17 protein-coding genes and 1 pseudogene are annotated in these 22,220 nt (G+C 67.4%); 13 read left to right on the top strand and 5 right to left on the bottom strand.

Annotation, left to right across the window (positions count from 1 at the left end; translation table 11 throughout):
- Positions 1-5: 5 nt before the first annotated feature.
- From ACLIIZ_RS01195 to ACLIIZ_RS01180, 4 genes are all read left to right on the top strand, one after another.
- Complete coding sequence (locus tag ACLIIZ_RS01195) at positions 6-650, top strand: energy-coupling factor ABC transporter permease (RefSeq protein WP_416690373.1); 645 nt, start codon at positions 6-8, stop codon at positions 648-650.
- Positions 647-1,201: an energy-coupling factor transporter transmembrane component T family protein gene (locus ACLIIZ_RS01190; protein ID WP_416690372.1), complete on the top strand. Its 555-nt coding sequence runs from the start codon at positions 647-649 to the stop codon at positions 1,199-1,201. The genes ACLIIZ_RS01195 and ACLIIZ_RS01190 overlap by 4 nt, the downstream gene beginning before the upstream one ends.
- Positions 1,194-1,988: an energy-coupling factor ABC transporter ATP-binding protein gene (locus tag ACLIIZ_RS01185; RefSeq protein ID WP_416690371.1), complete on the top strand. Its 795-nt coding sequence runs from the start codon at positions 1,194-1,196 to the stop codon at positions 1,986-1,988. The genes ACLIIZ_RS01190 and ACLIIZ_RS01185 overlap by 8 nt, the downstream gene beginning before the upstream one ends.
- Positions 1,989-2,117: 129 nt before the next feature.
- The gene (locus ACLIIZ_RS01180; protein WP_416690370.1) at positions 2,118-4,394 is read left to right on the top strand and encodes an NADP-dependent malic enzyme; all 2,277 of its coding nucleotides are present in this window, start codon (positions 2,118-2,120) and stop codon (positions 4,392-4,394) included.
- A gap of 57 nt (positions 4,395-4,451) precedes the next feature.
- On the opposite strand, the gene ACLIIZ_RS01175 is transcribed toward ACLIIZ_RS01180, so the two are convergent.
- Complete coding sequence (locus ACLIIZ_RS01175) at positions 4,452-5,039, bottom strand: SCO family protein (RefSeq protein ID WP_416690369.1); 588 nt, start codon at positions 5,037-5,039, stop codon at positions 4,452-4,454.
- Entirely contained in the window at positions 5,036-6,382 is a 1,347-nt protein-coding gene (gene mpl / locus ACLIIZ_RS01170) for a UDP-N-acetylmuramate:L-alanyl-gamma-D-glutamyl-meso-diaminopimelate ligase (protein WP_416690368.1), read from the bottom strand. The genes ACLIIZ_RS01175 and mpl overlap by 4 nt, the downstream gene beginning before the upstream one ends.
- A 50-nt stretch (positions 6,383-6,432) precedes the next feature.
- On the opposite strand from mpl, the gene ACLIIZ_RS01165 reads away from it, so the two are divergent.
- The 9 genes and pseudogenes from ACLIIZ_RS01165 to ACLIIZ_RS01125 all read left to right on the top strand — a co-directional run.
- Positions 6,433-7,023, top strand: a complete 591-nt coding sequence (locus ACLIIZ_RS01165) for a nucleotidyltransferase family protein (protein WP_416690367.1) — start codon at positions 6,433-6,435, stop codon at positions 7,021-7,023.
- A gap of 39 nt (positions 7,024-7,062) precedes the next feature.
- Positions 7,063-7,545 carry a type II 3-dehydroquinate dehydratase gene (aroQ, locus tag ACLIIZ_RS01160; protein WP_416690366.1) on the top strand — a complete coding sequence of 161 codons (483 nt, stop codon included), beginning with the start codon at positions 7,063-7,065 and terminating at the stop codon, positions 7,543-7,545.
- Between the two features lie 59 nt (positions 7,546-7,604).
- Positions 7,605-8,063 (top strand): acetyl-CoA carboxylase biotin carboxyl carrier protein, encoded by a 459-nt coding sequence (gene accB, locus ACLIIZ_RS01155; protein WP_416690365.1) that lies wholly within the window; start codon positions 7,605-7,607, stop codon positions 8,061-8,063.
- Between the two features lie 8 nt (positions 8,064-8,071).
- Positions 8,072-9,430 (top strand): acetyl-CoA carboxylase biotin carboxylase subunit, encoded by a 1,359-nt coding sequence (gene accC / locus ACLIIZ_RS01150; RefSeq protein WP_416690364.1) that lies wholly within the window; start codon positions 8,072-8,074, stop codon positions 9,428-9,430.
- The gene (prmA, locus tag ACLIIZ_RS01145) at positions 9,431-10,321 is read left to right on the top strand and encodes a 50S ribosomal protein L11 methyltransferase (RefSeq protein ID WP_416690363.1); all 891 of its coding nucleotides are present in this window, start codon (positions 9,431-9,433) and stop codon (positions 10,319-10,321) included.
- Complete coding sequence (locus ACLIIZ_RS01140) at positions 10,297-11,310, top strand: DUF3426 domain-containing protein (RefSeq protein ID WP_416690362.1); 1,014 nt, start codon at positions 10,297-10,299, stop codon at positions 11,308-11,310. Before prmA ends, ACLIIZ_RS01140 begins: the two co-directional genes overlap by 25 nt.
- Before the next feature lie 4 nt (positions 11,311-11,314).
- Positions 11,315-12,253 (top strand): carbohydrate kinase family protein, encoded by a 939-nt coding sequence (locus ACLIIZ_RS01135; protein ID WP_416690361.1) that lies wholly within the window; start codon positions 11,315-11,317, stop codon positions 12,251-12,253.
- A gap of 80 nt (positions 12,254-12,333) precedes the next feature.
- Complete coding sequence (locus tag ACLIIZ_RS01130) at positions 12,334-13,095, top strand: GNAT family N-acetyltransferase (protein WP_416690360.1); 762 nt, start codon at positions 12,334-12,336, stop codon at positions 13,093-13,095.
- Positions 13,096-13,166: 71 nt separating this feature from the next.
- Positions 13,167-13,616 (top strand): annotated as a pseudogene (locus ACLIIZ_RS01125) (lysophospholipid acyltransferase family protein); the annotation flags it as partial.
- Positions 13,617-13,806: 190 nt separating this feature from the next.
- Here the strand turns inward: ACLIIZ_RS01125 and ACLIIZ_RS01120 are convergent.
- The 3 genes from ACLIIZ_RS01120 to ACLIIZ_RS01110 form a co-directional block, all read right to left on the bottom strand.
- Positions 13,807-14,637 carry a symmetrical bis(5'-nucleosyl)-tetraphosphatase gene (locus tag ACLIIZ_RS01120; RefSeq protein WP_416690359.1) on the bottom strand — a complete coding sequence of 277 codons (831 nt, stop codon included), beginning with the start codon at positions 14,635-14,637 and terminating at the stop codon, positions 13,807-13,809.
- A 122-nt stretch (positions 14,638-14,759) separates the two neighbouring features.
- The gene (pbpC, locus tag ACLIIZ_RS01115) at positions 14,760-17,066 is read right to left on the bottom strand and encodes a penicillin-binding protein 1C (protein ID WP_416690358.1); all 2,307 of its coding nucleotides are present in this window, start codon (positions 17,064-17,066) and stop codon (positions 14,760-14,762) included.
- A gap of 24 nt (positions 17,067-17,090) precedes the next feature.
- Positions 17,091-22,175 (bottom strand): alpha-2-macroglobulin family protein, encoded by a 5,085-nt coding sequence (locus tag ACLIIZ_RS01110; RefSeq protein WP_416690357.1) that lies wholly within the window; start codon positions 22,173-22,175, stop codon positions 17,091-17,093.
- Positions 22,176-22,220: the final 45 nt, after the last annotated feature.

The raw sequence follows: 22,220 nt of genomic DNA, 5'->3' as shown, positions 1-22,220 counted from the left end.
GATCGATGCATATTCCCGACGGATTCCTGTCGCCGCAAACCTACCTGCCGGCCTGGGGCGTGGCCACGGTGGCCTGGGCCTGGGCCGGCCGCGGCCTGGCGCAGCGGCTGGACGAAACGCTGGTGCCGCGGCTGGCGATGCTGACCGCGCTGGCCTACGCGCTGGGCCTGATCATGCTGCCGCTGCCCGGCGGAACTTCCGGGCACGCCATCGGCGTTGCCGCGCTGGCTTTGATCTTTGGCGTCCGCCTGGCTTTCCTCGCCTACAGCGGCGTCCTGCTGCTGCAGGCGCTGCTCTTCGGCGCCGGCGGCATCACCGCGCTCGGCGTCAATGCGCTGGCCCTCGGTCTGGTCGGCGCCGCCGTCGCCGTCGGCCTGCGCCGCCTGCTCGCCCGCTGCGGCGACAGCGTCGCGGTGGCGCTGGCTGCCTTCGTCTCGCTGCAGGTGTCGGCGCTGCTGATCGCGCTGGTGCTCGGCGTGCAGCCGCTGATCGCCCAGCGCGAAGACGGCAGCCCGCTGTTCTTCCCGCTCGGCTTCGCCGTCACCGTACCGGCCGTGCTGTTGCCGCACCTGCTGATCGGCATCGGCGAGGCGGCGCTGACCGTCCTCGTCTGGCGCTACGCTAGGCGCAAGGGCTGGGTCGCCGCATGAACCGGGCACGCGCCTGGCTGCTCGCCTATGTCGCTGCCGTGGTGGCGATCAGCTTTATCCACCAACCGGTCGCGCTCGCCGCCGGCCTGGCCGTTGCCCTGACCGCCGCCGGCGCGGCGCGCTGGCGTCTGCTGCAGCGGGCGGCACTGGCGCTGCTGCTGGTCAACGCCAGCGTCAGCCTGGCCTACGCCGGCCTCGCCTGGTGGCAGGGCCGGCCGCTCGGCGACGCCTTGCTGCTGATCAACCTGCGCGTGCTGCTGCTGGTCTTTCTCGGCTTCTGGCTGGTCGACCGCGTGCGCCTGCTCGACGCGCTGGCCGGCTGGCCCGTGCTGTCGATGATCGCCACCCTGGCGCTCGGCCAGATCGCCGTCTATCGCCGGCTGCTCGACGATTTCCGGCTTGCTTTCCGCAGCCGCAACCCGGCGCCGCCAAGCGCCGCCGCCATGCTCCGGCATGCCGGTGCGCAGGCCGGCAGCTTGCTCGACAAATCCCTGCACGATGCCGAACAGGCGGCGCAGGCCATGCGTTCCCGGGGGGCTTTCGATGCCTGACGCGCTGCTTGAATTTTCCGGTGTCGCCTACGCCTGGCCGGATGGCCGGCCGGTTTTCGCCGACTTGAGCTTCCGCATCGCTGCCGGCGAGAAGGTGGTGTTGCTCGGCGCCAACGGCGCCGGCAAATCGACGCTGCTGCGCCTCGCCAACGGCCTGCTGCCCCCGAGCGCTGGCAGCATCGCCTGGCAGGGCCAGTTACTCAGCCCGTCGCTGCTGCGCCAGCGCGATTTCGCACGCTCCTTCCGGCAGGCCAACGTGCTGCTCTTCCAGCACCCGGAAGCCATGCTGTTCAACCCAACGGTACGCGAGGAAATCGCCTACGGCCCGCAGCAGCTCGGCCTTGCCGACAGCGCCGCCCGCGTCGACCGTTGGGCGGCCGAACTCGGCCTGCAGACGCTGCTCGATGCGGCGCCGTTCACCCTTTCCGGCGGCCAGAAGCAGAAGGTCGCGCTGGCCTGCCTGCTCGCCCTCGATCCGCAATTCCTCGCCCTCGACGAACCGAGCGCTTCGCTCGACCCGGCGACGGTCGGCTGGCTGATCGACACCCTGCTCGATTCCGGACGGACCCTGCTGATCAGCACGCACAACCTCGGCCTCGCCGCCGAACTCGGCGAACGCGCCCTGATCCTCGACGGCAACGGCCGTCTGCTCTACGACGGCCCGCTCGAGCGCGCACTGGGCGACCTGCCGCTGCTGCAGGCAGCCGGCCTGGCACACCGCCACCGGCATCGCCACGGCGCTGCAACACATGCCCATCTGCATGTGCACGACTGGGAATCGTCGTGATCCGGGTGCGGTTTCCGCGCCTGTAGTCAAAAGCGGCGGGCTCCCCCATAATTCATAATTACACACCCTGTCGCGAAGCTTTGGAGTAACCTACAGGGTTTTCCCCAACTTGTTTGCCGAGGATTATCCGTGGAAAAGGATTTGCGCGAAGCCGCACTCGAATATCACCGCTGGCCCACCCCGGGCAAGATTTCCGTCCGTCCGACCAAGGGCCTGACCAACCAGCGCGACCTGGCGCTGGCCTACTCGCCGGGCGTCGCCGCCGCCTGCGACGCGATCGTCGAGGACGAAGCGACCGCCGCGTTGTACACCTCGCGCGCCAACCTGGTCGGCGTCGTCACCAACGGCACCGCCGTCCTCGGCCTCGGCAACATCGGGCCTCTGGCGTCCAAGCCGGTGATGGAAGGCAAGGGCTGCCTGTTCAAGAAGTTCGCCGGCATCGACGTCTTCGACATCGAACTGGCCGAGAACGACCCGGACAAGCTGATCGACATGATCGCCGCGCTCGAGCCGACGCTCGGCGGCATCAACCTGGAAGACATCAAGGCGCCGGAATGCTTCTACATCGAGCAGAAGCTGAAGGAAAGGATGAACATCCCGGTCTTCCACGACGACCAGCACGGTACCGCGATCATTTCCGGTGCCGCCATGCTCAACGGCCTCAAGGTCGTCGGCAAGAAGATCGACGAAATCAAGGTGGTGGTGTCCGGCGCGGGTGCCGCCGCCATCTCCTGTGTAAACCTGTGGTGCGATCTCGGCGTCAAGCGCGAGAACATCACCATCTGCGACTCCAAGGGCGTCATCTACGTCGGTCGCCCGGGTGGCATGGACGAAACCAAGGCCCGCTACGCCCAGAACACCGACAAGCGCACGCTCGCCGAGGCGATGGTCGGCGCCGACATCTTCCTCGGTCTGTCGGCGGCTGGCGTGGTCAGCCAGGACATGGTCAAGAGCATGGCTGAAAAGCCGATGGTTTTCGCACTGGCCAACCCGACCCCGGAAATCATGCCGGAACTGGTCAAGGAAGTCCGCCCCGAGGCGATCATCGCCACCGGCCGTTCCGACTACGTGAACCAGGTCAATAACGTCCTCTGCTTCCCCTTCATCTTCCGCGGCGCGCTCGACGTCGGCGCCACCCGCATCACCGAAGAGATGAAAATGGCTTCGGTACGCGCCATCGCCGAACTGGCGGAAGCCGAAGTCACCGACGAAGTGGCGATGGCCTATCCGGGCGCCGTGCTCTCCTTCGGCCCCGAATACCTGATCCCGAAGCCCTTCGACCCGCGCCTGATCGTCAAGATCGCGCCGGCTGTCGCCCAGGCGGCGATGGACTCCGGCGTCGCGACGCGGCCGATCACCGACTGGGACGCCTACCGCGCCAAACTGTCCGAATTCGTCTATCACACCGGCGTCGGCATGCGCGCCATCTTCCAGGCTGCACGGCAAGCCAAGGGCAAGCGCATCATCTTCGCGGAAGGCGAAGAAGAGCGCGTGTTGCGCGCCGTTCAAGTCGTGATCGAGGAAAAATTCGCCCGCCCGATCCTCATCGGCCGTCCCGACATCATCGAACACCGCCTCGACAAGGCGAAGTTGCGGATCAAGCCGGGCGTCGATTTCGACATCGTCAATCCGCAGTCCGACGAGCGCTACCGCGAGTGCTGGACCGCCTACCACAAGCTGATGGCCCGCCGTGGCGTCACCCCGGCGATTGCCAAGGAATCGTTGCGCCGCAAGCCGACGGTGATCGGCGCCATGCTGCTCAAGCTCGGCTACGCCGACGGCATGATCTGTGGCATGACCGGCCAGTACAGCCACCATCTCGGCGTGATCAACCAGATCATCGGCAAGCGCAGCGGCGTGAACACGCTGGCGGCGATGAACTACCTGATGCTGCCGGGCCGCTCGCTGTTCATCTGCGACACCCATGTCAACGAGAACCCGAACGCCGAAGAAATCGCCGAAATGACGCTGATGGCGGCGGAGCAGGTCAAGCGCTTCGGCAGCCAGCCGAAGGTCGCGCTGCTCTCGCATTCCAACTTCGGTTCCGGCAGTTCCGAATCGGCGCGCAAGATGGGTGTTGCTGCCGGCCTGATCTCGGCGATGTCGTCCGGCGAACTCGAAGTCGACGGCGAAATGCACGGCGACTCGGCGCTGAGCGAGGAAATCCGCCGCGAGGCGAATCCGGATTCGCCGCTCAAGGGCGAAGCCAACCTGCTGGTGATGCCCAACATCGACGCCGCCAACATCTCGTATAACCTGTTGAAGATGACCGGCGGCGAAGGCGTCACCATCGGCCCCATCCTGCTCGGTGCGGCCCGCCCAGTGCATGTGCTGACCTCGACGGCAACCGTCCGTCGCCTGGTCAACATGACCGCGCTGGCCGTCGTCGAATCAATGGAACGCTGATCCCGGCACCAGCCGGATCGCTGCGCAGCGAGGCCCCGCCAACTGGCGGGGCCTTTTTCATGGCGCCGTCAGCAAGCTCTGCAGATCGGCGATGATCGGCTCCAGCGGCGCCGTCTCCGCCAGCATCAGGCGCAACTGACCGGTCGGGTCGAGGACGTAGGCGGCGGCAGTATGGTCGATGACGTAAGCCATGCCGCCACCGATCTCCTTCTTGCCGTAAACCACCTTGAACTGCCTGGCCACTTCGGCAACCTGCTCCTCCGTTCCGGAAAGCCCGAGAAAATCAGGATGGAACCACTTGGCAAAGGTATCGGTGCGCTCCGGCGTATCGCGCTCCGGATCGACCGAAATGAAGATGACCTGAACCCGCGCCGCGTCGCGGTCGCGCAGCGTGCGCAGCAGGCTGGCGTACTTGCGCAGCGCGCTCGGGCAGATGTCCGGACAACTGGTATAGCCGAAGAAGACGATCACTGCCTTGCCGCGGAATTCCTCGAAACTGCGGGCGCGGCCCTGACCGTCGTAAAGCGTCGCCCGGGGAAACAGCTGACCGGACGACAGATCGGTATTCCGGAAGCCCGGTGCCTCGCCGCCACAGGCGGTCAGCACCAAGGCGCCGGCCAGGGAGATGAAATCGCGGCGCTTCATCGGGCCAGTCCCTCCAGCAGTTTTTGATGAATGCCGCCGAAGCCGCCGTTGCTCATCACCAGCAGATGATCGCCCGGCCGCGCGACCGCGGTGATGGCGCAAACCAGTGCCGCCAGGTCTTCCTCGACGACCGCACGTTCGCCCAGCGGCGCCAGCGCCGCCGCCGCATCCCAGCCGAGGTTGCCAGCGTAGCAGAAGGCGAGGTCGGCATCGCGCAGGCTATCCGGCAGCAGCGCCTTCATCGTGCCCAGCTTCATGGTGTTGGACCTTGGCTCGAAGATGGCCAGGATGCGCGCCGTGCCGACCTTGCGCCGCAAACCGGCGAGTGTCGTCGCCAGCGCCGTCGGGTGATGCGCGAAATCGTCGTAGACGGTGACGCCATTGACCACGCCGCGTACTTCCATGCGCCGCTTGACGTTGGCGAAGCGCGCCAGCGCCTCCAGCCCCTTGGCGAAGGGGACGCCGACATGGCGCGCCGCCAGCAGCGCGGCGCAGGCATTGGCGCGGTTGTGCTCGCCAGTCAGCTGCCACTGGCAGCGGCCGATCTCGCCGCTCGCGTCATGCAGGATCAGGCTGCCGTCGGCGTCGTCGCCGGTCGCGCGATAGCCGCCGGGCGCGTTGAAACGCTCGACCGGCGTCCAGCATCCGCGTTGCAGGACGCGTTCGAGACTGGCTTCGCCGGCGTTGGCGACGATCAGCCCGGAAGCCGGCATGGTCCGCACCAGATGGTGAAACTGCGTTTCGATCGCCGCCAGATCGGCGAAGATATCCGCATGATCGAATTCCAGGTTGTTGAGGATCGCCGTCCGCGGCCGATAGTGGATGAACTTGGAACGCTTGTCGCAAAAGGCGGTGTCGTATTCGTCGGCCTCGATGACGAAGAAGGGCGTTTCGCCAAGCCGCGCCGAGACGCCGAAGTCGAGTGGCACGCCACCGATCAGGAAACCCGGCGCGAGACCGGCGTCCTCAAGGATCCAGGCCAGCATCGCGCTGGTTGTCGTCTTGCCATGGGTACCGGCGACGCCGAGTACCCAGCGTCCCTGCAGGACGTTTTCGGCCAACCATTGCGGCCCGGAAACGTAGGGCAGACCGCGGTCGAGAATGGCTTCGAGCAACGGGTTGCCGCGCGAAATCGCGTTGCCGACGACGAAGACATCGGGCGCCAGCGCCAATTGCTCGCTGGCAAAACCTTCGATCAGTTCGATGCCGGCCTGACGCAACTGGTCGCTCATCGGCGGATAGACGTTGGCATCGCATCCGGTGACACGGTGCCCGGAGGCAACGGCAAGCTGGGCGATACCGCCCATGAAGGTGCCGCAGATGCCGAGAATGTGAATGTGCATGGCGCTGACTGTGGTTAGAATGGACCCGATTCTACCCCGAGCGAGACACCATGCCCCGCCACGAAAGGCTGCGAAACGGTTCCAGCGTCCGGTCCACCATCGCCGCCGCCGCCGCCCGGCTGATGGCCGAAGACGGCATCAGCGACTACCACCACGCCAAGAAGAAGGCGGCCCGCCAGCTCGGTCTGCCGGACAATGTAGGCTTTCCCGACAACGCCGAGGTCGAGGCCGAACTGCGCGCCTACCGCGAGCTTTACCAGGGCGACATCCACCCGGAAATGCTCGCGGCGATGCGCCATTCGGCACTCGATCTGATGGAATTGCTGGCCGCCTTCAATCCCTGGCTGACCGGCTCGGTGCTCGACGGCACGGCCGGCGAGCACTCATCGATCGACATCCTGCTGTTCGCCGACAGCGCCAAGGAAGTGGAGATTTTCCTGCTCAACCGCGGCATCGATGTCAACCACGCCCAGCCCCGTCACGAGAAGGTCGAAGCCGTGCTGCAGGTGGAAACCGACACCGTGGACGCCAACCTGATCATCCTGCCGCCGCACCTCGAGCGGGTCAGCCTGAAACACCGCGACGGCAGGCCGCGCGAGCGCATGCGGGCCGCCGAACTACATCTCTTACTTAAGGAATAGACTGGACAAGTTGCGGCGATTTGCGGCAAACTTGCCGCCATGACGAAGCGAAAAACTGCTTCCAAGCCGGCGGAAAAGGCCCGTATCCTGGTCGTTCATGGCCCGAATCTGAACCTGCTTGGGACGCGCGAACCCGAACACTACGGCCGCATGACGCTGGCCGACATCAACCTGGCGCTGGCGCGTCTGGCGGAAAGTGTCGGGGTCGAACTCGAAGCGTTCCAGAGCAACCACGAAGGTGCGCTGATCGAACGCATCCACGCCGCCCGCGAGCAGGGCGTGCGCGCCATCATCATCAACCCCGCCGCCTACACGCACACCAGCGTCGCCTTGCGCGACGCACTGGCCGCCGTTGCCATTCCCTTCGTCGAGGTGCACCTGTCCAACGTGCATGCCCGGGAAAGCTTCCGGCACCATTCGTATTTCTCCGACCTGGCCATCGGCGTCATCTGCGGACTGGGTCACGAGGGCTACCGCTTCGCCCTCGAATTCCTCCTCAACAGAATCAATCTGGATCAGTAATCTAGCGACAACTGTCGTGATCATGCGCCCATCGTGCGCAAAAAATTTAGGGAGTCATCATGGATCTGCGCAAGCTGAAAAAACTCATCGACCTCGTTCAGGAGTCCGGCATTTCGGAACTCGAAGTCACCGAGGGCGAGGAAAAGGTCCGCATCGCCAAGCATTTCGGCGCCGTCGCCGCCCCCGTCCAGCACTACGCCATGCCGGCCCCGATGCCGATGCCCGCGGCCGGCGCGCCGACGACCAGCTCGGTCAATCTCGATGACGAGGACGACCTGCCGGAAGGCCACGTCATGAAGTCGCCGATGGTCGGCACTTTCTACCGCTCGCCGTCGCCCGGCGCCGCCGCCTTCGTCCAGGTCGGCAGTGTCGTCAAGAAGGGCGACACGCTGTGCATCATCGAAGCGATGAAGCTGCTCAACGAGATCGAAGCCGAGGTCGACGGCACGGTCAAGGCCATCCTGCTCGACAACGGCGAACCGGTCGAATTCGGCGAGCCCCTGTTCGTGATTGGCTGATCATGCCGATGTTCGAGAAAATCCTCATCGCTAACCGGGGCGAAATCGCCCTGCGTATCCAGCGCGCCTGTCGCGAGATGGGCATCAAGACCGTCGTCGTCCATTCGGAAGCCGACCGCGAGGCCAAGTACGTCAAGCTCGCCGACGAATCGGTCTGCATCGGTCCGGCTGCCTCGGCGCAAAGCTACCTGAACGTGCCGGCGATCATTTCCGCCGCCGAAGTCACCGACGCCCAGGCGATCCACCCCGGTTACGGTTTCCTCTCCGAGAACGCCGACTTCGCCGAGCGCGTCGAAACCTCCGGTTTCGTCTTCATCGGCCCGCGCGCCGAAACGATCCGCCTGATGGGTGACAAGGTCTCGGCCAAGGACGCGATGAAGGCCGCTGGCGTGCCCTGCGTCCCCGGCTCCGAAGGCGCGTTGCCCGACGACCCCAAGGAAATCGTCCGCATCGCCCGTGCCATCGGCTACCCGGTGATCATCAAGGCGGCCGGCGGCGGCGGCGGTCGCGGCATGCGTGTCGTCCATACCGAAGCGGCACTGGTCAACGCGGTCGGCATGACCCGCCAGGAAGCCGGCACTTTCTTCGGCAATCCTGCCGTTTACATGGAGAAGTACCTGGAAAACCCGCGCCACGTGGAAATCCAGGTGCTTGCCGACCAGTACCGCAGCGCCATCTACCTCGGCGAACGCGACTGCTCGATGCAGCGCCGCCACCAGAAGGTGATCGAGGAAGCGCCAGCGCCGCTGATCCCGCCCCGCCTGATCTCGCGCATCGGCGAACGCTGCGCCGAAGCCTGCCGCAAGATCGGCTACCGCGGCGCCGGTACCTTCGAATTCCTGTTCGAGAACGGCGAGTTCTATTTCATCGAAATGAACACCCGCGTCCAGGTCGAACACCCGGTGACCGAGATGATCACCGGCATCGACATCGTCCAGGAACAGATCCGGATCGCCGCCGGCGAGAAGCTGCGCTACCGGCAGAAGGACGTGAATTTCCGCGGCCACGCCATCGAATGCCGCATCAACGCCGAAGATCCCTTCACGTTCGTGCCATCTCCCGGCAAGATCGAGTTCTATCACCCGCCCGGCGGCCCCGGCATCCGCGTCGATTCGCACATCTACCAGGGCTACCGCGTCCCGTCGCACTACGATTCGATGGTCGCCAAGGTGATCGCCTACGGCGACACCCGCGAACAGGCGATCCGCCGCATGCGCGTTGCGCTGTCGGAGATGAGCATCCAGGGCATCAAGACCAACATCGCGCTGCACCAGGAGCTGATGCTCGACGCCCGCTTCATCGAAGGCGGCTCCAGCATCCACTATCTGGAGCAGAAGCTGGCGGCGATGAACGAGGTCAAGCAGTAAATGGCCTGGCTGAGCGTCAGCTTCCTGACCGATGCGGTCAGCGCCGAGCCTTTCTGCGACGCGTTGCTCGAAAACGGCGCGCTGTCGGCGTCGATCGAGGACGCCGACGCCGGCACCGCGGACGAAAAGCCGCAGTTCGGCGAACCCGGTTCGGTGACCACGCCGGGCTGGGATCGCTCGCGCATCGTCGCCCTGTTCGAGACCGACGCTGCCGTTGACGCCATGCTTGCCGCGGCGGCGGCCGCCGCCGGCCTGAGCGCGCCGACCGAATACACGGCCGAAACCATCGAGGAACAGAACTGGGTGCAACTGACCCAGTCGCAGTTCGATCCGATCCGCGTCTCCGATCGCCTGTGGATCGTCCCCTCCTGGCACGAATCGCCCGATCCGACGGCGATCAACCTGATCCTCGACCCGGGCATGGCCTTCGGTACCGGCTCGCACCCGACGACGCGGCTCTGCCTGGAATGGCTGGAACGCACCGTCCGCCCCGGCGACAGCGTGCTCGACTATGGCTGCGGCTCGGGCATCCTCGCCATCGCCGCCGGCAAACTCGGTGCCAGCGACGTTGCCGGCGTCGACATCGACCCGCAGGCGGTCGCCGCCGCCATCGCCAACGCCGAACGCAACGCCGTGGCCGCGCGCTTCTCCGATTCTGGACAGGCGCTCGCCGGTGAGTATGATGTCGTCGTGGCCAACATCCTGTCCAATCCGCTGCGTGTCCTCGCCCCCGCCATCTGCGCCCATGTCCGGCGCGGCGGGCGGCTCGCCCTGTCCGGCATCCTGCGCGAGCAGGCCGCCGAGATCATCGACGTATACGCCCCCTGGATTGCGCTGCAGGTGGCCGACACCCGCGAGGACTGGATATGCCTGGCCGGGGTCCGCTCCTGACCCGTACCCGCTGCCCGGAATGTGGCACGGTCTTCCGTGTCACCTCCGAGCAGTTGCGGCTGAAAGCGGGCAAAGTCCGGTGCGGCAGCTGCCATGGCATCTTCAACGCCTTCGACCAGTTGTTGCCGCCCGAAACACCAAGCGTCGCAAGCCCTGTTCTCGCCGAAGAAACCAGGCAGGAACCGAGCGCTCCGGCAGTACCGGAGGCAGCGCAGCCGGAACCGGAAGCGCTGCCCGAAGTGTCCGCCGAGATTCCGGTTCCGCCCACCGACACCGGCCCCGACAGCGTGGCGATGCCGGTCCTCGAGGAAACGCAGGATCCGCCCTGGCCGGAAGCCGAGGCGCTGGAAGACGAACCCGACCCCGAACCTGAGCCCGCGCCACCGGAAACTCCCGAACAGACCACCCTGGCCGCCCGCCAGGCCGGTCTGGTGGCGGTTCGCGAGCTGGCCGACAGCCAGGCCTACAACCGCTGGTCGGCCGGCCCGCTGGCCGACGGCGGACTCTCCAGCTTCGCCGACGATGCGCGGCCGCTGACCTGGCCGTACTGGCTGGCCGCGCTGCTGCTGTTGCTGACCCTCGGCTGGCAGGCCGCCTATCACTTCCGCGGCGATCTGGTGCTGCGCCTGCCCGCCGCTGGCGCCGTCTTCTCGGCGCTTGGCGTGCCGGTACCGCTGCCGCGCCAGGAGCATCTGGTCGCCATCGAAACCTCGGACCTGCAATCCGACCAGGCACGCGGCCTGTTCGTCCTCAACGCGACGCTGAAGAACCGCGCCGCCTTCGCCCAGGCCTGGCCCGACCTCGAACTGACGCTGACCGATTCGGCCGACCAGGTGGTCGCCCGGCGCGTCATCGCCGCCCGCGATTTCCTGTCCGCCGGCGCCCCCCGCAACGCCTTCCCGGCCAACGGCGAAACCGCCGTCCGGCTGTGGATCGATGCCAAAGGCATCGGTGCCGCCGGCTATCGCCTGTACATCTTCTACCCCTGAAAAAATGACGACACTGATCTGCGGCTCGCTGGCTTTCGACAACATCATGGTCTTTCCGGACCGTTTCAAGAACCATATCCTGCCCGAGCAGATCCACATCCTCAACGTCGCCTTCCTGGTTCCCGAAATGCGCCGTGAGTTCGGCGGCTGTGCCGGCAACATCGCCTACAACCTGATGTTGCTCGGTGGCGACGCGACGATCATGGCCACCGTCGGCGACGATGCTGCCCCGTATCTGGCCCGTCTCGACACACTCGGCCTGAGCCGCGCCCACGTCCGCCAGGTCCCCGGCAGCTTCACCGCCCAGGCCTTCATCACCACCGATCTCGACGACAACCAGATCACCGCCTTCCACCCCGGCGCGATGGCCTTCTCGCACCTGAACAAGGTCGAGCGGGCCGGCGCGACGCTGGGCATCGTCGCTCCCGACGGCCGCGAAGGCATGCTGCAGCACGCCCGTGACTTCGCCGCCGCCGGCGTCCCCTTCATCTTCGATCCCGGCCAGGGCCTGCCGATGTTCGGCGGCGACGACCTGATGGATTTCCTGCGCCTCGCTGACTACGCCTGCTTCAACGACTACGAGGCCAAGCTCGCCTGCGACCGCACCGGGCGCAGCCTCGAACAACTGGCGAGCGAGGTAAGAGCGCTGATCGTCACCCGCGGCGGCGAAGGCTCGGAAATCCACGCCGACGGCGCCCGTTACGACATTCCCTGCGTCGCGCCCGACGCCATCGTCGACCCCACCGGCTGTGGCGACGCCTATCGCGCCGGCCTCCTCTACGGCATCGCCAACGGCTGGGACTGGACTAACACCGGTCGCCTGGCTTCTGTGATGGGATCGATCAAGATCGCCCATCGCGGCGGCCAGAACCACCAGCCAAGCCGTGCCGAAATCGCCCGGCGCTACAGTCAAGCCTTCGGCGAACGCCCCTGGCTGGACTGAAACCGCGACGTCATCCGCGGGAAATCGGCGTGTAACACGCCTGTTCCATGCTGTTCTCCACTGCCTACAAGGAGAACAACATGGAAAACCTGCACCAGGCTGCGCAGCGCAGCCGTCCCGAACGCAAGCACCTGGCCGTCGGCTTTGCCCGCAGCGCCAGCGACATCCTCGACGCGCAACGTCTGCGCCACCGCGTCTTCGCTGGCGAAATGGGCGCCAACCTGCCGAGCCGCACGCCCGGCGTCGACCACGACATCTACGATCCCTACTGCGAACACCTGGTCGTGCGCGACACGCAAAGCGGCGAAATCGTCGGCACCTACCGCATCCTGCCGCCGGAAAACGCCCGCCAGGTCGGCTACTACTCGGAAAACGAATTCGACCTCACCCGCCTCCAGCACCTGCGCTCCCGCCTCGTGGAAATCGGCCGCTCCTGCGTCCATCCCGATTACCGGACCGGCGCGACGATCACCTTGCTCTGGTCGGGCCTCGCCCAGTACATGACCGAACACGGCCACGACTACCTGATCGGCTGCGCCTCGATCAGCATGGCCGACGGCGGCCATGCCGCGGCCAGCCTGTATAATCGCTTGGTTGTCGATCATCTCGGACCGCAGGAATACCGCGTCTTTCCGCGCTGTCCGCTGCCGCTGGCGGCGCTGCAGCAGGATCGCCCAGCCGAGGTGCCGCCGCTGATCAAGGGTTACCTGCGCGCCGGCGCCTGGATCTGCGGCGAACCGGCCTGGGATCCCGATTTCAACACGGCCGACCTGCCCATCCTGATGCCGATGGCCAAGGTTTCCAACCGTTACGCCAAACACTATCTGGGACAGGCAGACTGAACGAGACCACCGCCCTTCGCCGCGCCTTCCGGCTGTTCCGGCTCTTTCTGCTGGTACTGGCCGGCGCGCTGGTGTCGTTGACCGTCTTCCGCATTTGCGGCGACACGCGCCGACTGCGGCTCAAACAAAGCTGGTCGGCGGCGGTGCTCGACGCGCTCGGCGTCGAACTGGAAGCCGACCTGACCCACCTGGCACCCGGCGTGCTGTTGGTCGCCAACCATGTTTCCTGGATCGACATCTTCGTCATCAACGCCGCCGTGCCGGCCGCCTTCGTCTCCAAGGAAGAAGTCCGGCGCTGGCCGGTGATCGGCTGGCTGGCCTGGAAGAACGATACCGTCTTCCTGCGTCGCGGCAGCCGCGGCCACGCCCGCCTGATCAACGAGGAAATCGCCGGCATCCTGGGGCAGGGCAAGGTGGTCGCCGTCTTCCCCGAAGGCACGACGACCGACGGCCGCAGCCTGCTGCATTTCCACGCCGCGCTGCTGCAGCCGGCGCTGGCCGCCGGCCGGCCGGTGCTGCCGGCAGCGATTTCCTACTGGGAACTGAACGGCGAACGCAGCCTGGCGCCGCGTTACGACGGCGATATCTCGCTCGGCGAATGCACTACCGCCATCCTCAAGCGGCGCCGCATCATCGCCCGCCTGGTGACGACGCCGCTCCGCGGTATTAACGGCGAGGACCGCAAGCAGGTTGCCGCCGCCGCGCGCGAAGCTATTGCTTTAGCGGCAGGGCTTCCGCTGGCGAGCAATCCACCTGAAACACCCGCCGGTCTTCCAGCCGCACTGCGGTCAGATGACCGCCCCACAAGCACCCCGAATCGAGCGCCAGCAGATTCTGCGTGATGCGCAGGCCGAGCGCCGACCAGTGGCCGGTGACCAGCACGCTGTCGGCGCTCTTGCGGCCGGGGATCTCGAACCACGGCAGGTAACCGGCCGGCGCGTTGTTCAGCTTGCCCTTGACCTTGAACTCCATGACCCCCTTCTTGGTGCAGAAACGCATCCGGGTCATCGCGTTGACGATCACCCGCAGCCGCCCCCAGCCCTTCAGGTCGTCTTCCCAGGCGGCCGGTTCGCTGCCCCACAGGTTGAGGATGAAGTCGCGGTAATCTTTGCCCTGCAGCCTGGCCTCGACTTCGCGCGCCAGTTCGCGGGCGCGTTTGGCCGTCCATTGCGGCAGCAGGCCGGCGTGCACCAGGCAGAAATCGCCCTCGGTGTGGCAAAGCGGCTGCCGGCGCAGCCAGTCGAGGAGTTCGTCGCGGTCCGGCGCAGCGAGCACGTCGTCCAGCGTGTCGTCCTTGGCCCGATACTTGGCACCGCCCTCGGCAACCATCAACAGGTAGAGGTCGTGGTTGCCCAGCACGGTCACCGCCGAGTCGCCGAAAGACTTGATCAGGCGCAGCGTTTCGAGCGACTTAGGGCCGCGATTGACCAGGTCGCCGACCAGCCAAAGGCGGTCCTGCGCCGGGTCGAAGGCGCAGAGCTCGAGCAGGCGCAACAGGGAATCGTGGCAACCCTGGATGTCGCCGATGGCGTAAGTACTCATGGCCGGGACTCCGGCGGGCGCTGGGGTAGGTAAGTCATCTCTGCACTGGCCGTCTGGCGGTCCGGGTTTGTTTTATCCGAACGATAACAAATGCCGGCGGTTTTTGCTGGCCGGCGAGACACCTACTGGACGCTGATTTCCACCCGGTCGTAACGACCGCTGTCGTCCATCACCGTGATCGTATGCCGCCCCGGCTCGGCGAAACGCTGCTGCAGGGCCTTGCCGGGCGCCGTGCGGCCGACCTGCCGGCCGTCGACCAGCCAGATCAGCGATTGCCGGCTGCCGCGCGCCTCCAGGCGCAGCAGCGGGGCGGCGCCGCCGGCGGCGCGGCGGATTGTTTCGCCGCGGGCGACACCGACGATCTTCAGGCCATCGCCGGGCGCCTGTGCCTGGCCGCATTCCGCACTCCACGGCGGGGGCAGGGCACGGCTGCGGGTCGTCGCGTCGAGCCAGGGTTCGAGCGCCGCCGGCCAACGCGCCATGTCGACAGCAAGCATCTCGCCACTGGCGCAGGCGGCGCGCACGCGCAGGCCGCTGCTGGCGTCACGGTAATCGGTGTAGCGCGCAGCACCGCTGCGCAGGCGGTCGGGGAAGGTCGGCGGCGCGGCGCCGTTGAGCAGCCAGGCGCTGCGTTCCTGGTGGCAGAGTTCGGCCGGCGTGTCGGCGCTGCGCAGGCCGAGCGGCCAGCAGATGCGGGCCTGGCTGACGCTGGCCGGCGGCGGCCGGTCGACGCGGCCCGGCGCCTCGATCGCCGAGAAGATATCGACCAGCAGCGGCGCCGCGATGTTGGCGCCGAAGAAACCCGGGTTGGGCGTGCCGTCCGGGCGGCCGACCCAGACGCCGACCGTGTGGCGGTCGCTGACGCCGATTGCCCAGGCGTCGCGGAAGCCGAAGCTGGTGCCGGTCTTCCAGGCGATGCCGCGGCGTACGCCGACGCCGGCCTCGACCTGGCGGCCGACCGGGCCGCCGGCTTCGAGCAGGTCGCGAATGATGAAGGCGGCGCCTTCGCTGAGCATCCGCCTTTCCTCGACCGGCGATGTCGTCGTATAACGCGGCCGACCGGCGACGCCGCCGCGGGCGAAAGCGGTGTAGGCGCCGACCAGGTCTTCGAGGCTGACGGCGACGCCGCCGAGGATCACCGACAGATTGGGCTGGGCGTCGCGCGGCAGGTCGAGTTTCAGCCCGCCGGCCCGCAACAGGCCGACGAAGCGCTGCGGGCCGAGACGGTCGAGGACTTCGACCGCCGGCACGTTGAGCGAACGCTGCAGGGCTTCGGTGACGCCGACTGGCCCGGAAAAGCTCGCCTGGAAGTTGCCCGGCTGGTAGCCGCCGAAGGACTGCGGCACGTCGGAAAGCAGGGATTCGGAATGGATCAGCCCCTCGTCGAAGGCCAGTCCGTAGAGGAAGGGCTTCAGCGTCGAACCCGGCGAACGGCGGCCGAGCACCATGTCGACGTGGGCGAAACGCTGGTTGTCGGAAAAATCGGCGGAACCGGCGTAGGCGCGGACTTCCAGCGTCGCATTGTCGACCACCAGGGCGGCCATCGAGACGCGCGGTGGCAGCACGCCGAGGCGGCTGCCGAGCAGTTGCTCGACGCTGTTCTGGGTGGCGGCGTCGAGCGTCGTCTCGATGCGGGCGACACCGGGATGCAGCTTGCGCACGCGCTCGGCGAACAGCGGCGCGAGCAACGGCTCGCGCACGGTCTGGGCGATCACCGCCTCCTGCCGGGCGTCGGCGACGGTCGCCGCGCCCCAGCGCGGGATCAGGCGGTCGAGCACCTTGTCGCGGGCGGCGCGCGCCGCCGCCGGATAGCGATCCGGACGCAAGCGCGACGGCGCCTGCGGCAGCACGGCGAGCAGGGCGGCGTCGCCATGCGACAACGAGGCGGCCGGCTTGCCCAGGTAGGCGCGGCTGGCCGCCTCGACGCCTTCGAGGACGCCGCCCATCGGCGCGTAGCTCAGGTAGAGCTCGAGGATCTCGCGCTTCGACAGGCGCAGTTCGAGCTGCACCGCGCGCAGCATCTGGCGCAGCTTGCCGGCCGGCGTGCGCGGCACCGGTTCGAGCAGGCGTGCCACCTGCATGGTCAGCGTCGAGCCGCCGGAGACGATGCGGCCGTGCCACAACCACTGCCCGGCGGCACGCAGCAGGGCTACCGGATTGATGCCGAAGTGCCAGTAGAAGAAACGATCCTCGTAGGCGAGCACGGCATCGACGTAACGCGGCGACACCTCGTCGAGGCGTAGCGGATGGCGCCAGACGTGGCTGCGGTCGGGGAAGGCGCGCAGCGGCGTACCGTCGCGCGCCAGCACCACCTGGGCGCGCGCCGTGTCGCGCCCGGGCAGCGGCGGTGGCGCCAGCCGGTCGGCAATCAGCAAGGCGCCGAGCAGGGCCGCCAGCGCCCAGCGCAGACCGCGCCGGGAGAGCTTCATCGCCCCCCGCCGCGGCGCGCCGGTTTACTGCGCCTGGCCATCGCTGATCGTGATCGGCTCGCCGCCGCTGCTCAGGCCGTAGATCATCGGCTGGTACATGTCCTCGGCGTAGGTCGGCGGGACGACGAAACGGCCCGGCGTCACCACCCGCACGCGGTAGAAGAAGTTCATCTCGCCCTCGAGGCGGGCGGCGACGACGAAGCGATCGTCGCGGAACTCGACGTGCTTGATCCGCGCGTCCTGCATCGCCTGGCTGGCGTAGATGCCGGCGATCGCCGTTTCGTTCTGCTCGCCCTGGACGATGTTGGCGTTCTCGATCTCGACGCCGGCCGGCACGTAATCGACGACCAGCGCATTGGCGTAGCGGCCGCGCGTCTTCACCTTGAGGCGGACGATCAGGCTTTCGCCGACGCGCAGCGGACGCTTGGCGAGCGGCTTGCCGTCGGCGGTGTACCACTCGCGTTCGAGGTCGAAGACTTCGCGTTTGGCGGCCGGGGCCTTGGCCGGGTTGCCGCTGAAATTGAGTTCGACGAAGAGGCGTTCGCCATGCGTGTTCTTCAGCTTGAAGCCGGCCGCCAGTTCGCCGCCGTCGAGCGGCCGGAACTGGGTGCCCTTGCCGCCGATCGCCGGCGGCCGGCTGCCGTGCACGAACTCGGCCTGCCATTCGCCGCCCGGCTGGGTCGCGAAACTGCGCCCAAGCAGGAAGACAGCGAGTTTCTCCTGGGTGCTCAGGTAATGCTGCTTCTCCATGTCGGCAGCGACCAGGGTGACCAGGTTGTCGCGGCCTTCCGGCGCCAGGCCGTGCTTCTGCAGCAGCACGTAGGTGAGCGCCCAGTCGCGCAGGTTGCTGCCGTAGTCGCCCCACCAGTAGCGGTTGTCGCGCGGCTTCTTGAGGCCGGCGTCGATTGCCGTCTTGCTGCGCGGCTCGTCGCCCATCAGCTTGAGCGCCAGGCCGAGGTGGATCAGGGCCAGACCGGAGTGCGAGCGCTCACTGGCTTCGGCCAGCTGGCGCAGCGTCGCCAGCGGCGCCTTGCCCTGCGTGGCAAGCACGTAGGCGCCGTAGGCGAGCACCGCGAAGCGCCCGGAGCCGGCGTAACGCCAGTCGTTCCAGACGCTGTTCTCGTTGTAGGAAAGCGGCCCGCGCGGCAGGCCGGCGACGCCTTCCTGCAATCCCTTGAGCAGGAAGTCGAGCGCCTTCTTCTCCATTTCCGGTGGGACCGCGAAGCCCTGCTCGCGCGCATCGACCAGGAAGTTGCCGACATAGGCCGACAGCCAGTACTGGTACTCGGAATAGTTGCCCCACAGGCTGAAGCCGCCGTTCGGCGCCTGCATGCCGGCCAGGCGGGCGATCGCCTTGTCGAGCATCTCGGCGCGCTGGGCCTGGGTGTAAGGCTTGAGGCCGAACTGGCGGGCCGCCGCCTCGTCGATGAAAACGTGCGGGTAGGCGGTGCTGGTGGTCTGCTCGGCGCAACCGTAGGGGTAGGTGAGCAGGCCCTTGACCACGCTGCGCACGTCGATCGGCGCCTTGTCCGAGACGGCCAGCGTGGCGCCGACCGTCTGCGGCAGGAAGCCGCCGAGTTCGGCATCGCGCACTTCCAGCGTCTCGCCCGGATTGACGATGTAGCGGCGGATCACCGTCTGGCGCGGCGTCGGCGCCTGGACCTGGAGCGGGAAGGTACGCTCGAGCTTGCTGCGCGGACTTTCGATGTGCACCCGCACCTCGGTCAGGCCGTGCGCCGTGCCGGCTTCCAGCGGAATGCGCAGGATGCGCTTCTGCTGGTCCTTGAGCGAGAACTTCTGCTCGCCGTTGCGGATCACCAGGCCGGCGTCGTTGCTGACATGGATCTTCACTTCCTGCTCGCTGCCGGCCAGGTTGTGCACGTCGAGCGCGAGCAGGGCCGAATCGCCGACCGAGAGGAAGCGCGGCGTCGCCAGTTCGACGACGAGCGGCGCCGCCACCGTGACCTCGGCCTCCTGCATGCCGAAGCGCTCGCCGGCGCTGGCTACCGCCATCAGCCGCAGGCTGCCGTTGAAGTCGGGCACCGGCAGGCTGATTTCCGCCTCGCCGTTGGCGTCGAGCGCGACCGGGCCGCTGAACAGGTCGACCAGCCGCACCTTCTTCGGCAGGCTGCGCGTCGCCTTCGGCGCCGCGTCACCGCCCCACTTGAGCTTGCCCTTGCGGCCGCCCATCTTCTCGATCAGGCGCCCGTAGACGTCGTGCAAGTCCTGGCCGTAGCGCAGCTTGGCGAAGAAGAAGGCGAAGGGATCGGGGCTCTTGAAATTGGTGATGTTGAGGATGCCGACATCGACCGCCGACAGCGTCACCAACGCATTCTGGCCCTTGGCGCCCGGCACCTTGACCTTGACCTTGAGCGGCCGGTCGGGCTCCATCTTCTTCGGCGCCTCCAGGCTGACCGCCAGCTTGCGCTCGTCGCGCGCCAGCGGCAGGTGGGCGATGCCCAGCGCGCGGGCCGGCGTCACGCTGGCGCCGGCATTGCCGGGACGCAGCACGAGCGCCGTCACGTAGAGGTCGTGGCGCTTCCATTCGGCGGCAATCGGCAGGTCGATGGTGGTGGCGTCGCTGCCCAGGCTGATCCGCTTCGACCACAGCAGCTTGTCGCCCTCGACGGTGATCAGCGCCTCGCCGGCATGCGGCGGGGTGATCGTCAGGCGGGCGGTTTCGCCTTCCTTGTAGGCCGCCTTGTCGAGCTTGAGGCCGACGCGGTCCGGGCGCACGCCCTGGCTTTCGTCGTCCTGCGCCGACCAGCCGGCGTAGAAGCGGTAACGCGTCACCTCCTGAGTGGCCGGATTGACGATCTCGATCCGGTAGCGGCCGTACTTGACCGGCAGCGACAGCTTGCCGCGACCGCCGGCCGGCATGCTGACCTGGGTCGAGGCGACCAGCTCATCGGTTTCGGTGTAGCCGGAATGCCAGCCGCGCTGGTCGTCGAAACGCCAGTACCAGTCGCGGTTCTCGCGGAACATGCGGACCGGCAAGGCCTTGCCGGCCTTGAGCTTGCCGGCGTTGTCGGCCAGCACCACCTCGAATTCGGCGCGCGAGCCTTCGCGGGCGTAGGCACCGGCAAACAGCGGCCGGACGCCGACCAGTTCCGGCGCCGGCCACCAGGTCCGCTCGATGCTACGGATCACCGGCCGGCCGCCGCTTTCCAGCAGGCTCAGCGTGGCACGCACGGAGAACGGCGAACGGCGGCCTGCGAGGCTGGAGAAATCGATGTCCACCGCCGCCTTGCCGGCGTCGTCGAGCTGGCTTTCGGCCAGCTCCTGGCGGCTGCGCGTGCTGTCCTCGTCGGCATCGCCGAAGACGAAGCCGGGCAGGGTGGCGGCCAGCGGGCTGGCATTGCGCGCCGTGTTGACCACGCCGAGCAGGCGGTTGCCGGCCGCCGGCGCGCCGTACAGGTAATTGCCGGTGACCGCCAGTTGCCAGGTGTCGCCAGGCTTGAGCGGCGTCTTGTCGGCACCGAGGTCGAGCTTCATGCGCTCGGGCAGGAATTCCTCGACGTTGAAATTGAGCGTCGTGCTGGCCAGCGCCGCTGCCGGGTCGCCGCGCAGTTCGAGATACCAGTTGCCGGTTGCCGCGTCGGCCGGCAGTTCGATGCGCCGCCGGTAGTAGCCGGGGAACTTGGCGTCCGGCGTCCAGTTCGCCGTCCATTGCGCCTTGCCGTCCGGCCGGCGCAGGATGGCCTGAACCGGCTGCGCCGGCACCGGGCGGCCGTCGGCATCGCGCGCCAGCACCGAGACGTCGAAACTCTCGCCCGGCCGGTAGAGATTGCGGCCGCTGTAGGCGAACAGCCGGACCGGCGCCGAGGTCAGACCACCGACCTCGAATTCCGAGAGGTCGAGCGCCGGTTCCTTGAGCGCGATCAGCGACAACTGCTCGCCCTTGCGGGCGACGATCACCCGCGCCTCGGCCGGCTGCTCGGCGAAATTGGCGCGGCCGTCGCCATCGGTGGTGGCGCGGGCCAGCACCTTGCCGTCGGTGGACAGCCAGGAAACCTCGACGCCGCCGACCGCCTTGCCGTCGACCAGCGAGCTGACGAAGGCATCGGCGCTGCCGGCGACATGCCGGCGCACATGCAGGCCGAGGTCGCTGACGTAGAAGTAGGTGGTCTGGTACTCCTGGCGGAAACGGTTGGGCTGCGACATCACCGCGATGTAGACGCCAGGTTCGCGCAAGGCCGGGATGTCCTCGACCGGGATGAAGGTGACGCTGCGCCGGTTGGCCTTCTGCTCGGTGACGAAACGGCCGACGAAGGCGCTGGTGGTCAGCTTGTTCAGGTTGTCCAGCGTCCAGGTGTCGATGGCACCCTGCAGCTTGGTGGTCCGGTTCTCGTAGTCGTAATACGTCTCCTCGTCCTCGTCGTCGGCCGACTCGCTGCGCGGCAGCGGCGCCCCGGCGATCACCTTGTCGAGGAAGGTGGGCAGGGCTTCCGGCTTGACCTTGAGGAACTGGATGTCCACCTCCGGCACATTCACCGTGCTCACCGGCAGGCCGCCGTTCTGGCCGGCCGGCAGCACCATGCCGCGGCTGGCGAAGTAGAAGGCCGGCGCCACCGCTGCGGTGCGGATCGAATAACGCACCTCGCCGCCCAGCGTGCTGCCATTGCGCGCCGGCAGGCCGGGCTGCACACGGATGATGTACCGGGTCTGCGGCTTGACGTTGGGGAAGAAGAGCAGGCGCGGATTCTCGCCGACCACCCAGGCCCCGGCCACCGGCTTGCCGCCGTCGAGCACGGTATCCGCCTCGCTGCTGCTGACCTTGGTTTCCATCGGTTCGCTGGACTCGGCGCTGTCCTCGTCGGTCTCGCCGGCCACCGGCTCACCCTGGCGCGGCGGCATCTCGAGCACTTCGACGAACTTGCCGGGATTGCCCCGGGCATCGAGCGGCAGGCTGAACGACAAAGCCAGCGCCGGCGAACCGTCGAACTCGCGGTGCGCGGCATCGACCACCTCGAAGGCCGTACCTTCGTCCACGCCATCGTCGCCAGACGCCCCCGGCCCGAACTGCAGATACGCCCCCAGCGCAAGCGCCAGCAAGGCCAGTCCGACGACCAGCAGGCCGCGCACAGAAATGGAAAATCCGGTTTTCATGCCATCCCCGATCCGGAGCGAAACCGCCCCTCAAAAGTCATGGGG

This window comes from Azonexus caeni (genome assembly GCF_048146105.1).
Lineage (GTDB): Bacteria > Pseudomonadota > Gammaproteobacteria > Burkholderiales > Rhodocyclaceae > Azonexus > Azonexus aromaticus_B.
This window is presented reverse-complemented; position numbering and strand designations above follow the sequence as displayed.

Excerpts from the sequence above, each read along its gene's own strand:
- ACLIIZ_RS01175 (WP_416690369.1), bottom strand. The coding sequence starts at position 5,039 with ATGAAGCGCCGCGATTTCATCTCCCTGGCCGGCGCCTTGGTGCTGACC.
- ACLIIZ_RS01120 (WP_416690359.1), bottom strand. The coding sequence starts at position 14,637 with ATGAGTACTTACGCCATCGGCGACATCCAGGGTTGCCACGATTCCCTG.
- ACLIIZ_RS01135 (WP_416690361.1), top strand. The coding sequence starts at position 11,315 with ATGACGACACTGATCTGCGGCTCGCTGGCTTTCGACAACATCATGGTC.
- aroQ (WP_416690366.1), top strand. The coding sequence starts at position 7,063 with ATGACGAAGCGAAAAACTGCTTCCAAGCCGGCGGAAAAGGCCCGTATC.
- accC (WP_416690364.1), top strand. The coding sequence starts at position 8,072 with ATGTTCGAGAAAATCCTCATCGCTAACCGGGGCGAAATCGCCCTGCGT.
- ACLIIZ_RS01185 (WP_416690371.1), top strand. The coding sequence starts at position 1,194 with ATGCCTGACGCGCTGCTTGAATTTTCCGGTGTCGCCTACGCCTGGCCG.
- ACLIIZ_RS01195 (WP_416690373.1), top strand. The coding sequence starts at position 6 with ATGCATATTCCCGACGGATTCCTGTCGCCGCAAACCTACCTGCCGGCC.
- ACLIIZ_RS01190 (WP_416690372.1), top strand. The coding sequence starts at position 647 with ATGAACCGGGCACGCGCCTGGCTGCTCGCCTATGTCGCTGCCGTGGTG.
- prmA (WP_416690363.1), top strand. The coding sequence starts at position 9,431 with ATGGCCTGGCTGAGCGTCAGCTTCCTGACCGATGCGGTCAGCGCCGAG.
- ACLIIZ_RS01110 (WP_416690357.1), bottom strand. The coding sequence starts at position 22,175 with ATGAAAACCGGATTTTCCATTTCTGTGCGCGGCCTGCTGGTCGTCGGA.
- ACLIIZ_RS01140 (WP_416690362.1), top strand. The coding sequence starts at position 10,297 with ATGCCTGGCCGGGGTCCGCTCCTGACCCGTACCCGCTGCCCGGAATGT.
- ACLIIZ_RS01165 (WP_416690367.1), top strand. The coding sequence starts at position 6,433 with ATGCCCCGCCACGAAAGGCTGCGAAACGGTTCCAGCGTCCGGTCCACC.
- ACLIIZ_RS01130 (WP_416690360.1), top strand. The coding sequence starts at position 12,334 with ATGGAAAACCTGCACCAGGCTGCGCAGCGCAGCCGTCCCGAACGCAAG.
- pbpC (WP_416690358.1), bottom strand. The coding sequence starts at position 17,066 with ATGAAGCTCTCCCGGCGCGGTCTGCGCTGGGCGCTGGCGGCCCTGCTC.
- accB (WP_416690365.1), top strand. The coding sequence starts at position 7,605 with ATGGATCTGCGCAAGCTGAAAAAACTCATCGACCTCGTTCAGGAGTCC.
- mpl (WP_416690368.1), bottom strand. The coding sequence starts at position 6,382 with ATGCACATTCACATTCTCGGCATCTGCGGCACCTTCATGGGCGGTATC.